Annotated in this window: 10 protein-coding genes; 6 read left to right on the top strand and 4 right to left on the bottom strand. The window is 65.9% G+C overall.

Going from position 1 to position 12,039, the window contains the following annotated elements; translation table 11 throughout:
• Positions 1–170 precede the first annotated feature (170 nt).
• Together QF047_RS16120 and QF047_RS16115 are read left to right on the top strand one after the other, a co-directional pair.
• Entirely contained in the window at positions 171–1,589 is a 1,419-nt protein-coding gene (locus tag QF047_RS16120) for a sugar porter family MFS transporter (protein WP_307279160.1), read from the top strand.
• Between the two features lie 125 nt (positions 1,590–1,714).
• On the top strand, positions 1,715–2,848 hold the full coding sequence (locus tag QF047_RS16115; protein ID WP_307282003.1) for an LOG family protein: 1,134 nt from the start codon (positions 1,715–1,717) through the stop codon (positions 2,846–2,848).
• Between the two features lie 38 nt (positions 2,849–2,886).
• Here QF047_RS16115 and QF047_RS16110 read toward each other — a convergent pair whose 3' ends face one another.
• Positions 2,887–3,801: a matrixin family metalloprotease gene (locus QF047_RS16110; RefSeq protein ID WP_307279157.1), complete on the bottom strand. Its 915-nt coding sequence runs from the start codon at positions 3,799–3,801 to the stop codon at positions 2,887–2,889.
• Positions 3,802–3,917: 116 nt separating this feature from the next.
• Positions 3,918–5,051, bottom strand: a complete 1,134-nt coding sequence (locus tag QF047_RS16105) for a VIT1/CCC1 transporter family protein (RefSeq protein WP_306638264.1) — start codon at positions 5,049–5,051, stop codon at positions 3,918–3,920.
• A 254-nt stretch (positions 5,052–5,305) separates the two neighbouring features.
• On the opposite strand from QF047_RS16105, the gene QF047_RS16100 reads away from it, so the two are divergent.
• Positions 5,306–5,545, top strand: coding sequence for a hypothetical protein (locus QF047_RS16100; protein WP_306638266.1), 240 nt, complete (start codon positions 5,306–5,308; stop codon positions 5,543–5,545).
• A 91-nt stretch (positions 5,546–5,636) separates the two neighbouring features.
• Here QF047_RS16100 and QF047_RS16095 read toward each other — a convergent pair whose 3' ends face one another.
• Positions 5,637–7,157 (bottom strand): sodium:solute symporter, encoded by a 1,521-nt coding sequence (locus QF047_RS16095; protein WP_306638268.1) that lies wholly within the window; start codon positions 7,155–7,157, stop codon positions 5,637–5,639.
• A gap of 270 nt (positions 7,158–7,427) precedes the next feature.
• Between QF047_RS16095 and QF047_RS16090 the strand changes: the two genes are divergently transcribed.
• Entirely contained in the window at positions 7,428–8,003 is a 576-nt protein-coding gene (locus tag QF047_RS16090; RefSeq protein WP_307279150.1) for a cupin domain-containing protein, read from the top strand.
• Positions 8,004–8,077: 74 nt separating this feature from the next.
• Here QF047_RS16090 and QF047_RS16085 read toward each other — a convergent pair whose 3' ends face one another.
• Positions 8,078–8,953, bottom strand: a complete 876-nt coding sequence (locus tag QF047_RS16085; protein ID WP_307279147.1) for an endonuclease domain-containing protein — start codon at positions 8,951–8,953, stop codon at positions 8,078–8,080.
• Between the two features lie 317 nt (positions 8,954–9,270).
• Here QF047_RS16085 and speB point away from each other — a divergent pair, with 317 nt between their 5' ends.
• Both speB and QF047_RS16075 read left to right on the top strand, forming a co-directional pair.
• Positions 9,271–10,335 (top strand): agmatinase, encoded by a 1,065-nt coding sequence (speB, locus tag QF047_RS16080; protein ID WP_307279144.1) that lies wholly within the window; start codon positions 9,271–9,273, stop codon positions 10,333–10,335.
• Positions 10,336–10,340: 5 nt separating this feature from the next.
• Entirely contained in the window at positions 10,341–12,032 is a 1,692-nt protein-coding gene (locus QF047_RS16075) for a thiamine pyrophosphate-binding protein (RefSeq protein WP_307279141.1), read from the top strand.
• Positions 12,033–12,039 lie beyond the last annotated feature (7 nt).

Genomic DNA, 12,039 nt, shown 5'->3' with positions numbered 1-12,039 from the left:
CAGGGTAGGTCAAGGTTCCTTCTTCGGCCTCGGGTGGGCAGGGCTGGCGAATTTAATGTGCTGACATTAAGACTTTTGCTTGACGACGAGGATTAGAGCGCTCTAAAGTCAGTGGCACGCATCACATTCTGATCGGGTCATTCCGGTCCCAACGAATCTGAGAGGCAACAATGCTGTTGCAAAAACCATCCCCGAGCGCCGCCGGGAGCCAACGCCGCGGCTACCTTGCCCGGCTGACCGTCATCTCCACCTTGGGCGGCCTGCTCTTCGGGTACGACACCGGCGTGATTTCCGGCGCCCTGCTGTACATGAACGATTCCCTGAACATGAACGCCGTCGAGGAAGCAACAGTAGTCAGCGCACTGCTGTTTCCCGGTGCCGCAATGGGCGCGCTGACGGGCGGCCGCATGGCGGACAAGCTGGGACGCCGCGGCTCCCTGCTGGTCTGCTCGCTGCTGTTCCTCTTCGGCGCCATTGGCTGCGCCATTGCCCCCAACGTTTCCTTCATGATCGGCGCGCGGATTCTACTGGGCCTGGGCGTTGGCGCTGCCGCCGTCACCTGCCCGCTGTATCTGGCGGAGATGGCGCCGGCCCATCTCCGGGGCCGCATGGTGACCATCAACGAGCTCATGATCGTTACCGGCCAGATGCTGGCCTTCGCCATTAATGCCCTGCTGGACGCCCTGATCCACGACACCGAGGTCTGGCGCACCATGCTGGCAATCGCTTCGCTTCCTGCCCTCGCGTTGCTCGCCGGCATGTTGCTGCTGCCGGAGTCTCCGCGCTGGTACGCCGTCCGGGGCCGGCTGGATGACACCCGCCGCGTCCTGAACCTGAGCCGCAGTCCCGAAGAGGCAGCCACTGAATTCGAAGAAATCGCCCAAGCTGCCGTGACGGCCAAGGAGGAACGCGGCCACGCCTGGCGGGATCTCCGCGACAACCCGTGGATGCGCCGGCTCCTCTGGATTGGCATCGGCCTTGCCACCGTACAGCAGGCAACAGGCATCAACACCGTGAACTACTACGCGCCCACCATCCTCGAAAAGAGCGGGCTGGGAGTGAGCGCCTCGCTGGTTGCCACCATCGGCGTGGGCGTCACCTCAGTGATGATGACCATCCTCGGCATCTGGCTGCTGGGCTTCATCGGCCGCCGCAAGATGCTGATCATCGGTTTCTCCGGCGTGGTCGGCTCGCAGGCCCTGCTGGCAGTTGTCTTCCTGCTGCCCCAGTCCGACCTGGCCAGTTACACGATCCTCGCCGCCATGATGCTCTTCGTCGCCTTCGTCCAGTGCTTTATCGGCACCTGCGTCTGGCTGCTCCTTTCGGAGATGTTCCCGCTGTCCATTCGCGGTTTCGCCATGGGAATCGCAGTGTTCGCACTCTGGACGGTCAACGCCGCCATTTCCTTCCTGTTCCCGATCGTGGTCGAGGCACTGGGGTCCACCGGTACGTTCGGACTGTTCGTCCTGGTCAACGTTGGGTCCCTGGCCTTCGTCATCAAGTGCGTACCGGAAACTAAGGGCCGGTCGCTGGAACAGCTTGAGGCGCACTTCCGTGGCGGTGAAGTCCCCGCCCGGCTGCCGGCCTAGCCAGCGTTTCCCTCAGCAGCGCGGGGTCAGACACGGCCCTGTCCGGGACTCCGGATGGGCCGTGTCTGACCCCGCGCTGCTTGGTTCCCCTACGCTGGGTGGATGAGCACCATGAAGGCGCGGCCGTGAATCTCTCCGGAAAACTGGGGCCCGGCCCGCGCATCCTCGATGTGGAGGACCTGGCCAGCTTCGACCGGCTGGTCAGCGCCGGAGCCGAGCAGATGGACGGCTGGCATGCCCAGTCCCTTGACCTCCGCGGGCGGTCTGCCGCGCTGAGCCAAATCCGCGTTGAGGGTGCCATCTTCCTGGGCTGCACTTTTGACGAAGGGATGGAGGACGCGCTCCGCCGCCGGGGCGCACTCATTTTTCCGCGCCTCGAGGGCGTGCCCTTCAACCCCTACCGGGCCGGGCTGTACTCGCCCCAGGAACTGTATGCGGGACTCGCGGACTCGCCGTATGAGGAACTGCCGGACGCGCGGATCTACCAGTGGAGCATCCAGCCCGGGCTGCGGCACCGGCTGGACGCCACCCTGGCCTCGGCGCTTCACGACCACGCCATCGGCGATGCTTTGGAGGAGCTTCACGGCTCGGACGCCTGGCTGGGCAGGAAAATGGTGGGCGTGATGGGCGGGCACGCCGCCCAGCGGGGGAGCGCCGACTACGCCCAGGCGGCACTGCTGGGCAGGCTGCTGGCGCGGGACGGCCACGCGGTGGCCACAGGCGGCGGGCCCGGCGCCATGGAGGCTGCCAACCTTGGCGCCTACCTCAGCCAGGCCGACGACGGCGCGCTGCAGGGCGCGCTGGAGATGCTCGCCTCCGTCCCGGGCTTTCGTCCCTCGGTGTCCGCGTGGGCGCGCGCCGCGGCTGCCGTCGTCGAACGCTATCCCCGCGGAACGCAGTCGCTGGGGATCCCCACCTGGTTCTACGGCCACGAGCCGCCCAACTACTTCGCCACGCACATCGCCAAGTACTTCGCCAACGCCATCCGGGAAGCCATCCTGCTGGAGCTCTGCCATGGCGGCATTGTGTTCCTGCCCGGGGCGGCCGGAACCGTCCAGGAGATCTTCCAGGATGCGTGCGAGAACTACTATGCTGCGGACGCGAAAGTTACCCCGATGGTGCTGGTGGGCAAGAATCACTGGGAGCATCAATACCCGGCCTGGCCCATGCTCCGCAGCCTGGCGGCGGGACGGTCCATGGAAGGCCGGATCTTCCTCGTTGACTCAGTGGAGGACGCAGCGGCAGTCCTGCGCGGCTGACCTCACCGGCCGGCCGCACGCAGCCGGTCCGGAACGGGTTACAGGTCCTTGCGGCACTGCGCCTTGCTCAGCTCGTACAGCCCGTTGAGGTCCCCGGCGGACAGCCCCTCGGGAGTGCCAATCTCCGGATACATCAGCTGGGTGGGATCCTCCACGTGGTCCAGCCCCATCACGTGGCTGAGCTCGTGCAGGATCACCGCGGTGGCGTAGAGGTGGCCGTCGGGGTTCATGAGTTCATCGGCGATCTGCGGCGCGTCCAGGTCAAGGCCGCCGGACACAAAGGTTTGGGGACCGCCGTCGTAGCTGTAATGTGTGCTGCCGCCGGTGCCGATCACCTTGCCCTTGAGTTGCGGTGCAACCTCCGGGGTTGTCCACGCGATGAGCAGCGGCGCCCAGCGTTCGCCGTAGGCTTCAGGCTGGTACGAGGGCCGCTGCGGTGAAGGCTGTTCCCTCGTGGTGCCGTCGTACACAAAGGGGATGCCGGTGGCAGCCGAAATAGTGGTGATCGCATCGGAGACCAGTTGCTGCGCGCCGGCCGGGGCCAGGTCATCGTTGACCACATAGTGCAGCGGCCGGCAGGGGGAGTAGCCCACGGGACTGCCGTCGCCGTTGACAGCGAGGAACTTGTAGGAGTCGCTCCCTACCGCCGGCGGCTCAGGCTCGCCCAAGGGCGTTTCCGCTTCTTCGAATCCCACCGGTGGAGCTCCGGTCCGTGCCTCGGCCGGTGCATGCGGTACAGCGTCGCCGGTTGAGTGTGCCGGTGGCCCCTCCTGTTGCCCGCCCGGGCCGAGGCGGATATCAAGGAGATCCCTGAACCGGGGATTGTCCAGCACCAGTGCGGCGCCGAAGAGCACGGCCGAGAAGACGGCCCCCGTGAGCACGAACCCCAGGGCGCCCCGGGTGCTTCCGGTGCTTGCCCGTCGTCCGGCATGGCGCGGCGGCTCGCCCTCCATCACTGCACCCCCATTTTGTCCCTCAGATCCACTGCTGGCAGTGAATCCTGCTACCAATGGAGCCTACTGCCAAAGGCCGCTGGGTTAACCAACCGGTGTGCTGACCAGCGGGTGTGCTAACCAACAACAGTGCCGAAGACGAGCCCCAGCAGGTAGGTGACCGCAGCGGCGCCCAGCCCGATCGCGAGCTGGCGCAGGCCGCGGGTCAGGGGTGAAGTTCCGGAGAGCAGGCCGACAATGCCGCCGGTGGCCAGCAGGGCCACGCCCACGAGCACGCCCGCCACTACGAGCGCGGGTACTCCGGTCAGCCCGAACAGGAACGGCAGGATGGGCACGATGGCGCCGGAGGCAAAGAAGCAGAAGCTGGACAGGGCCGCGCCCCAGGCCGTGCCCACGGCCTCGTGCTGGTCCTCGTCGTCCGGGAGCTCCGGATGAAGGGAAAGGCTGGGGTCGCAGTCGCAGGACAGCAGTCCCATGCGTTCGGCCACCCGGTGCTGCGCCGCTTCCTGGGACATGCCCCTGGCCAGGTAAACGAGCAGCAGTTCGTTGTGCTCGAGATCCAGCTTTGGGGCCGCAGCCAGGGTGACTTGGGTGGGGCGGGTGGCTGCGAGGAGCTCGCGCTGGGAGCGGACGGAGATGAACTCACCGGCACCCATGGACATCGCCCCGGCCAGCAGCCCGGCAATGCCGCTGAGCAGCACCACGCTGCTGGCCACACCGGACGCCGCCATACCCATCACCAGGGAGAGGTTGCTGACCAGGCCGTCGTTCGCGCCGAAGACGGCGGCGCGGAACGTGCCTGCCAGGCGGTTGCGGCCGCGCGTGGCAAGCCCGCGGACCACTTCCTCGTGAATCTGCTCGTCCGCAGCCATCGCCTCGGTGGCGTTGGGGTCCTTGGCGTAGGGGGAGCGGCCTTCGGCGCGCTGGGCCAGGGCGAGGACGAAGACCGAACCGAAGTGCCGGGCCAGGAAACCCAGCAGCTGGCTGCGGAGGGAGGCCGGACGCGGTTTGCCTGCGTGCTCGCCGAGAAGGCGGAGCCAGTGTTCCTCGTGCCGGCCCTCTGCTTCTGCGAGTGCAAGCAGGATGTCCCGCTCTTCGCCCTGCCGGTTTTGCGCGAGGTCCCTGTAGACAGCGGCCTCGGCTCGTTCGTCGGCCAGGTACTGGCGCCAGCGGCGGATATCCGACGGCGTGGGCTGGGCCTCATCCAGGGCTGGGGTGTGGTGATGGCTGGGATGGGCGTGCTGAGACACGAAAACTCCTGGGCTGGACGGGCATGATGCGGCCCCATTGCCAAGCCAGCTTACCGCGGAATTCCGCGGTTTTTCGGCTGGCTTCCCTTACTCCTGAGTTTCGGTAACCCTCAAAATCCAGCTGATTTTGGGGGCTGCTGCAGCTGGCCGCCCACCCTTGACCGGGGCATCCTGCAGTGCTGTGATGAAAGTGTGGCGCCCGCCAGCGCCCACAGGAAAGAGCACGTCACCGGCGAACAAACGGAGGTTGCACAATGAACACCACCGGACAGCACCCGGACATGCCCCACCTTGATTCCGTAGAGGCCGATCCTGCCTACGATTACGCCGAAGACATACCCGTCAGCGAAGAGGACTGGGACACCGAGGATGAATTCCTGGACGCGGAAGAGCCTGTGGTCCAGTCGCCCCCGGTAGTGATTGATGCCGAGGACCGGGTGGTCCCGCTGGACCCTGACGAGGTCCGCGAACCTGAACAGAACGGCACCGAGTAGAACCGCGCTGAGCCAGACGGACGACGACGGCACCTTCCTTCGCTGGGAAGCGAAAGGAGGTGCCGCCGTCGTGAGTTTCCTTGAAGCTGCCCTAGGCGGCGGGGACTGCTTCCGGGGAAGCCTCCGGTGCTTCCTGACCGGAGACGCGGCGCTGCCAGTTCCGCATTACCTCGGGATCGGTGGGCTTCGTCAGCAGGGAAACTGCCACGTAGACCACGGCCGAGGCGAGCAGGCCGTAGTAGATGGGCTCGTTGGCGTAGATGCCGTCCAAGGGCGCTTTGGCGTTGATTTCCAGGATGATCATGGTGCCCAGCGTCACCACGGAGCCTACAGCCATGGAAGCTGCGGCCGCGGCGCCCGTGCCGCGCTTCCACACCAGGCCGCCGAGGATGGCCACGAGGAGTCCGCCCACCAGGATGTCGTAGGCGATGGTCAGGGCCGCGACCACGTCCTTGGTGATGATGGCGATGACAATGGCAATGATGCCCAGGACCAGGACCCAGATGCGGTTGGCTTTGACGTCATGCTCGGGGTTGTCGCTGTCCTCCGTGTTGATGTCCTTGCCGAACCAGCTGGCCACGAACGGCAGGACGTCGGCCCGGGCCACCGTTGCGGCGGCGATCAGCGCGCCCGAGGCGGTGGACATCATTGCGGCCACTGCTGCCGCGAGCACCAGTCCGCCGATGCCCAGGGGCAGCAGGTTCTGGGCCACCTCGGCGTAGACGTCGTCCTTGGCGGCGATCTTGATATCGGACAGGGCCACGCTCGCGGCCATGCCGATCAGGGCGCCCGCAACACCGTAGAGGATGCAGTAGATGCCGGCAGTGGCGCCGCCCCACCGGGCCACCGCGGGAGTCTTGGCCGTGAAGACCCGCTGCCAGATGTCCTGGCCGATAAGCAGGCCCAGGGTGTACACCACGAAGTAGGTGATGATGGTCTGCAGGCCGATCCCGTCGATCTGGAAGAAGCTCTCATCCACGCGGCTGCGGATGCCGTCGAAGCCGCCCGCGGCGTTCAGGGTGAAGGGGAGCATCAGGAAGAAGATGCCCACGGTCTTGATGACGAACTGCACCTGGTCCGCCAGGGTGATGGACCACATGCCGCCGACGGTTGAGTAAACCAGCACGATTGCGCCGCCGACTGCGATGGCGATCGCCCGGTCCCAGCCGAACAGCACCACGAAAATGGTGGCGTACGCGCCGGTGGACGTGGCGCACAGCATGAGCGTATAAGCGAGCATCACAATCCCCGACGCCTCCGTGGCCCTGCTGCCGTAACGCAGGGTGAGCATTTGCGAGACGGTATAGATCTTCAGCTTCTGGATGGTTCCGGCGAAGAGCAGGCTCAGCAGCAGGACGCCCGAGCCGATGGCCACCACCAGCCACATGCCGGAGATGCCGAACTTGTAGCCGAGGCCAACCCCGCCAACGGTGGAGGCTCCGCCGAGGACGACGGCGGCCATGGTGCCGGTGTAGAGGAAGGGGCCGAGGCGGCGGCCGGCTACCAGGAAGTCACTGTTGTTCCGGGTGCGGGACTTGCCCCACCAGCCGAAGGCCAGCATTGCGAGAAGGTACACCACCACAATGGCGATGTTGATGACACTTGCATCCACGTTGGACTCCTTGGAGCTGTGTGGCAGCCGGGGTGGCATCCGGGATGACGGGAATCCGGAAACCGCTGCGCAGGGTGGGGTGAGAGTGGGTTCTCGATTATTGCCTGATAGGCAACAGATGTTTTCCAAAGAGTAGGCTGTGACCGTGGTAACAGTCAAGGGGAAACCGGTGCCGGAAACCACGCCCGCCATGGACGCGTCACAGAAGCGGCTGGCCATTAGTATTGCTCCAGAGTCGGGGCCGGGCTGCCGGCCATGAAAGGTACGCAGATGAAGGCACTGCCAGTTGAGCCAAGCAACGTGCCCGTTGCCATCGGTTCCAGGATCCGGGCCGCACGGCAGTCCCAGAGGCTAACCATCGAGCAGGTTGCTGATGCCACAGGGCTCACCAAGGGCTTCCTCAGCCGGGTGGAACGCGACCTGACGTCGCCGTCGGTCGCGTCGCTAGTGACGCTGTGCCAGGTCCTGTCGATTTCCATCGGAGACCTGTTTGCCGCGCCGGAAACCCACCTCACCAAGCGTAACGACGGGCCGCGGATCTCCCTCGGCGGGCAGGGCATTGTCGAGCGGTTGCTCACAGCCCGTTCAGAGCGGCGGATCCAGATCATCCAGGCCTGCATCGAGCCGCGCGGCCGCGGCGAGTCTGAGCTCTACGCCGTGGACTGCGACGTTGACGTGCTCCATGTGATCAAGGGCAATATCCGGCTGATCCTCACCAATGAGCAGTACGACCTCAGCGCCGGGGACACCGTCACCTTCCCTGGCCGCGAGCCGCACACCTGGGTCAACCCCACAGACAAACCCGTCGAGGTTCTCTGGGTCCTGGTCCCCGCCGCCAGCCGGTAGCCCCCGCTGTGCGTTCCTCCCCGGTTCGTGCGGCCACCCTGGTTCGCTCTGCCCGAAACTGCGCGCCGCCGCCGTTATCCCGCACGGACCAATCGAGGCAACCGGGCAGGAGCGTCCGCTTTCAGCTGGGCAGGGGCGCTTCTGAGAGCGAGTGCCGCCCGGATTTCGGCCAAGACTTGCTGCTGGTTGAACCAGATGTGCTCGGGCATATAGCGAAGGACGGCGTACCCCTTGACGGTTGATGTGTTGTTCCGGTCCCTGTCCCTGAGCATGTCAGCCCGTTTCGAGTGGAACGCGAATCCGTCAATCTCAACGATGAGGTAGCCGTCCAGGAGGAAATCAACCCGCCCGATGCCCGGCAGGAACACCTGCGGTTCAAAGCCGATGCCGTTGGTCCGGAACAGGTGCTGCGCATCGACCTCCACAATCGACTCGGCGCGCAGGTCAAGCTCGCGAAGCGTTCGCAGAGCCGGCGCTGACCGGTCTCCACGGAGCTGGTCCTTCAGGAGGTTCACCGGCACACCGTGAAGCCGGATGGCCGACGTGGCAAGCGCGGTGGACGCGGGCGGCGGCAGGCAGCCCAGACCGTGCAGTACGACGTCCTCCACTGCGGCGAAGGGCTGCAGCTGGTCTGAGAGGAAGCGTGTGGTGCGGTGCCGAATGAACCCTGCGCCGTGACCGTGGTTGCAGGCCAAGTGCAGCTGGGCTGGCGGATTCCGGATCCAAAGTCCGTAGTGAGCGGCCGCGCTGGCGCACGTCAGCCTGCCGTTGTGGTGGAGGGCTGCAGCCAGTTGTTCGTTGCAGCCCGGAGCAAGGAAGATCCCGCGCCGCGGTTGCCTGACCCCCAGCTCCAGCAGCCCGGCGATATCCCTTCGTGAATAGCCCGCAGCGAGAAGTCGGCCAGTTCGGGCTGCTCCGCCGGCGTGAACGAGGTACTCCAAGATGTCCATCAACACATTGCAGAGGTTTTGCGAGCTCCCGGACAGGGGTTTTACTCCTATGTGGGTATCCCGTACGCCTTGCCCGTACCTTCCTGCCCGGTTACTCTTCCCGGAACTGGATGGGTTGAGGAGCGTGACCGCGCCGTTTCGCGGGTGGCGGGGACTCAGTTGAAACGGACGGAGGGAGTAACTGGGCGAGAGCGTACACACTTAAGACCCTTAGCCAGGGCACGGGCATCTTTAGTAAACATGTGGTGCACATATGAAAACAAGCTGTATGATGGCAGTCACATCAGTCCCTCAACTCCGCGAAGGAGAGGCCTCCATTGGAAGAGCTGCGCATCGAAGCCAACGGCAACCTTGGCCCCATCGATTCATCCCGTATTCCCCGCTACGCCGGGGCTGCCACCTACGCGCGCCTTCCGCGCCTTGACCAGGTGGATAAGGCTGACGTCACCGTGGTGGGCGTGCCCTTCGACTCCGGCGTTTCCTACCGGCCGGGGGCCCGCTTTGGCGCAAACCACGTCCGCGAAGCCAGCCGCCTGCTGCGTCCCTACAATCCTGCCTGGGATGTGAGCCCGTTCGAGAACATCCAGGTGGCCGACGCCGGGGACATGGCGGTCAACCCGTTCAATATCAACGAAGCCATCGAAACCATCCAGCAGAACGCCCTGGACCTGACGGCGGCGGGCAGCAAGCTGGTGACCCTCGGCGGTGACCACACCATCGCCTTGCCCCTCCTCCGGGCTGCCGCCGAGCGGGCCGGCGAACCGGTCGCCATGCTCCACTTCGACGCGCACCTGGACACCTGGGACACCTACTTCGGCGCCGAGTACACCCACGGCACCCCGTTCCGTCGAGCCGTCGAGGAAGGCATCCTCGATACCGAAGCCATCAGCCACATCGGTACCCGCGGCCCGCTGTACGGCAAAAAGGATCTCGACGACGACCACCGCTTTGGATTCGGCATCGTCACGTCGGCGGACGTCTACTACCAGGGCGTCCTGGAAACCGTGGCCAAGGTCCGCGACCGGATCGGCAACCGGCCGCTGTACATCTCGGTGGACATCGACGTGCTGGACCCGGCCCACGCTCCCGGTACCGGCACCCCGGAAGCTGGCGGCATTACCAGCCGCGAACTGCTCGAAATCATCCGGGGCTTCCGCGGCATGAACCTGGTGGGCGCCGACGTCGTGGAGGTGGCTCCCGCGTACGACCACGCTGAAATCACCGGCGTCGCTGCCAGCCACGTCGCCTACGAACTGGTGACCCTGATCGCGGACAATGCCGTTCCTGGTGACCGCTTCGGCGCCGAAACCGGCTACGCCGCCCAGGCCCTCGGCCAGGAGGCCCGCCGCCCGGCAGGCTTCGCGGCTGCCGGCAAGGAGTAGCCAAGGTGATCGATTTCGATCCCGGGACCGCAGCCCCCACAAAAGCAACGGGTGCCCGCAACGGCGGGGACCTCGTCGTCGAGACCCTCGAAGCCCTGGGCGCCAAGACCGTCTTTGGCATTCCCGGGCAGCACGCCCTGGGACTTTTCGACGCGATGGGCCGGGGAAACCTGCAGTTCGTCTCGTCTCGAGTGGAGAACAATTCCGCCTTCGCCGCGGACGGCTACTCACGCGCCACCGGAGAGGTGGGCGTCCTGTTCCTCTCTACCGGCCCCGGGGCCCTGACGTCCCTGGCCGGGCTGCAGGAAGCCTATGCCACCGGCGTGCCGATGGTGGTGGTGGCCAGCCAGATCCCGCTGGATGGCCTCGGTGCCCGGCGCAGGGGCATGCTGCACCAGCTCGATGACCAAAAAGCGTCGGCCGCCAATGTCACCAAGAGCCAGCGGCTGATCCAGCATGCGTCCGGCATTCCGTCTGCCATCCAGGACGCCTGGACCGAAGCGATCTCCTCGCCCCAGGGGCCGGTGTGGATCGAAATTCCGCAGAATGTCCTGCTCGATCCGATCATGGTTCCGCCGGTGGAGGATGCGCTCGCGGAAGCGGCGGACAACCCGCCGCGCGTGGAGCTCGTCCGCGAAGCGGCGAAATGGCTGCAGGCGGCCGAGCGGCCGGCGATCATCGCCGGCGGCGGAACCCGCCGGGGCAGGGCGGAGAAGTCCCTGCTGTCCGTCGCGGAGAAGCTTCGCGCCCCGGTCATCTGCACCCCGGGCGGCAATGGCGCCTTTCCGTGGAGCCACGAGCTGTCGCTGCAGTCCTGGATCGAGGACCGCCACATGACCGATGTGCTGGAGGATGCCGACGTCCTGGTGGTCATCGGTTCATCCTTGGGCGAGGTCACCTCCAACTACTTCACCTTCGAACCGCGCGGGCGCATCATTCAGATTGACGCCGAGCCCCGAGTGCTGGAATCCAACCGGCCCGGGTTGGGCATCCGCGCCGACGCCGGGCAGGCCCTGGCAGCCCTGGACCAAGCCCTGGAGCCTTCACATCCCGGGCCCAACTGGCACGGAGTGTCCCCGGAGCACCTGGTGCAGGAATCGCTGGCCAAGGTCCGGGCACGCCTGGAATCACAGGACCTGGCCAAAGAACTGAAGTTCATGGCAGATATCCGCGAAGCGGTGCCGGCGGACATGCAGACCTTCTGGGACATGACAATCTCCGCCTACTGGGGCTGGAGCTGCTGGGACGCCCGCGAGGGGCAGTTCCATTCGGCACAGGGTGCCGGCGGCCTCGGCTACGGCTTCCCGGCAGCGATCGGCGCGGCAGTAGGTCTGGAAACCCTGGGCAAGTCCGGCCGGGTGCTCGCCGTCTCCGGCGACGGCTCGTCGATGTACTCCATCTCCGAACTTGCCACCGCCAGGCAGCACAACGTGCCGGTCAGCTGGCTCATTGTGGACGACGGCGGCTACGGCATCCTGCGCGAATACATGGTGGGCGCCTTCGGCAGGGCGACTGCCACCGAGCTGGCCCGGCCCGACTTCGTCAAGCTTGCCGAAGCCTTCGGTGTGCCGGCCACAAAAGTGGCGCCCGAGGACGTGGGGGAGGCGCTCAAGGCGGGATTCACCGCGGAAGGGCCCAACGTCGTCGTGGTGGAAACGCTCCTGAAAATGTTCGCGCCCACGCACCTGCCTGAATAAAGCACGA

The organism is Arthrobacter sp. W4I7 (assembly GCF_030816215.1).
Lineage (GTDB): Bacteria > Actinomycetota > Actinomycetes > Actinomycetales > Micrococcaceae > Arthrobacter > Arthrobacter siccitolerans_A.
This window is presented reverse-complemented; position numbering and strand designations above follow the sequence as displayed.

Excerpts from the sequence above, each read along its gene's own strand:
- QF047_RS16120 (WP_307279160.1), top strand. The coding sequence starts at position 171 with ATGCTGTTGCAAAAACCATCCCCGAGCGCCGCCGGGAGCCAACGCCGC.
- QF047_RS16100 (WP_306638266.1), top strand. The coding sequence starts at position 5,306 with ATGAACACCACCGGACAGCACCCGGACATGCCCCACCTTGATTCCGTA.
- QF047_RS16085 (WP_307279147.1), bottom strand. The coding sequence starts at position 8,953 with ATGGACATCTTGGAGTACCTCGTTCACGCCGGCGGAGCAGCCCGAACT.
- QF047_RS16090 (WP_307279150.1), top strand. The coding sequence starts at position 7,428 with ATGAAGGCACTGCCAGTTGAGCCAAGCAACGTGCCCGTTGCCATCGGT.
- QF047_RS16110 (WP_307279157.1), bottom strand. The coding sequence starts at position 3,801 with ATGGAGGGCGAGCCGCCGCGCCATGCCGGACGACGGGCAAGCACCGGA.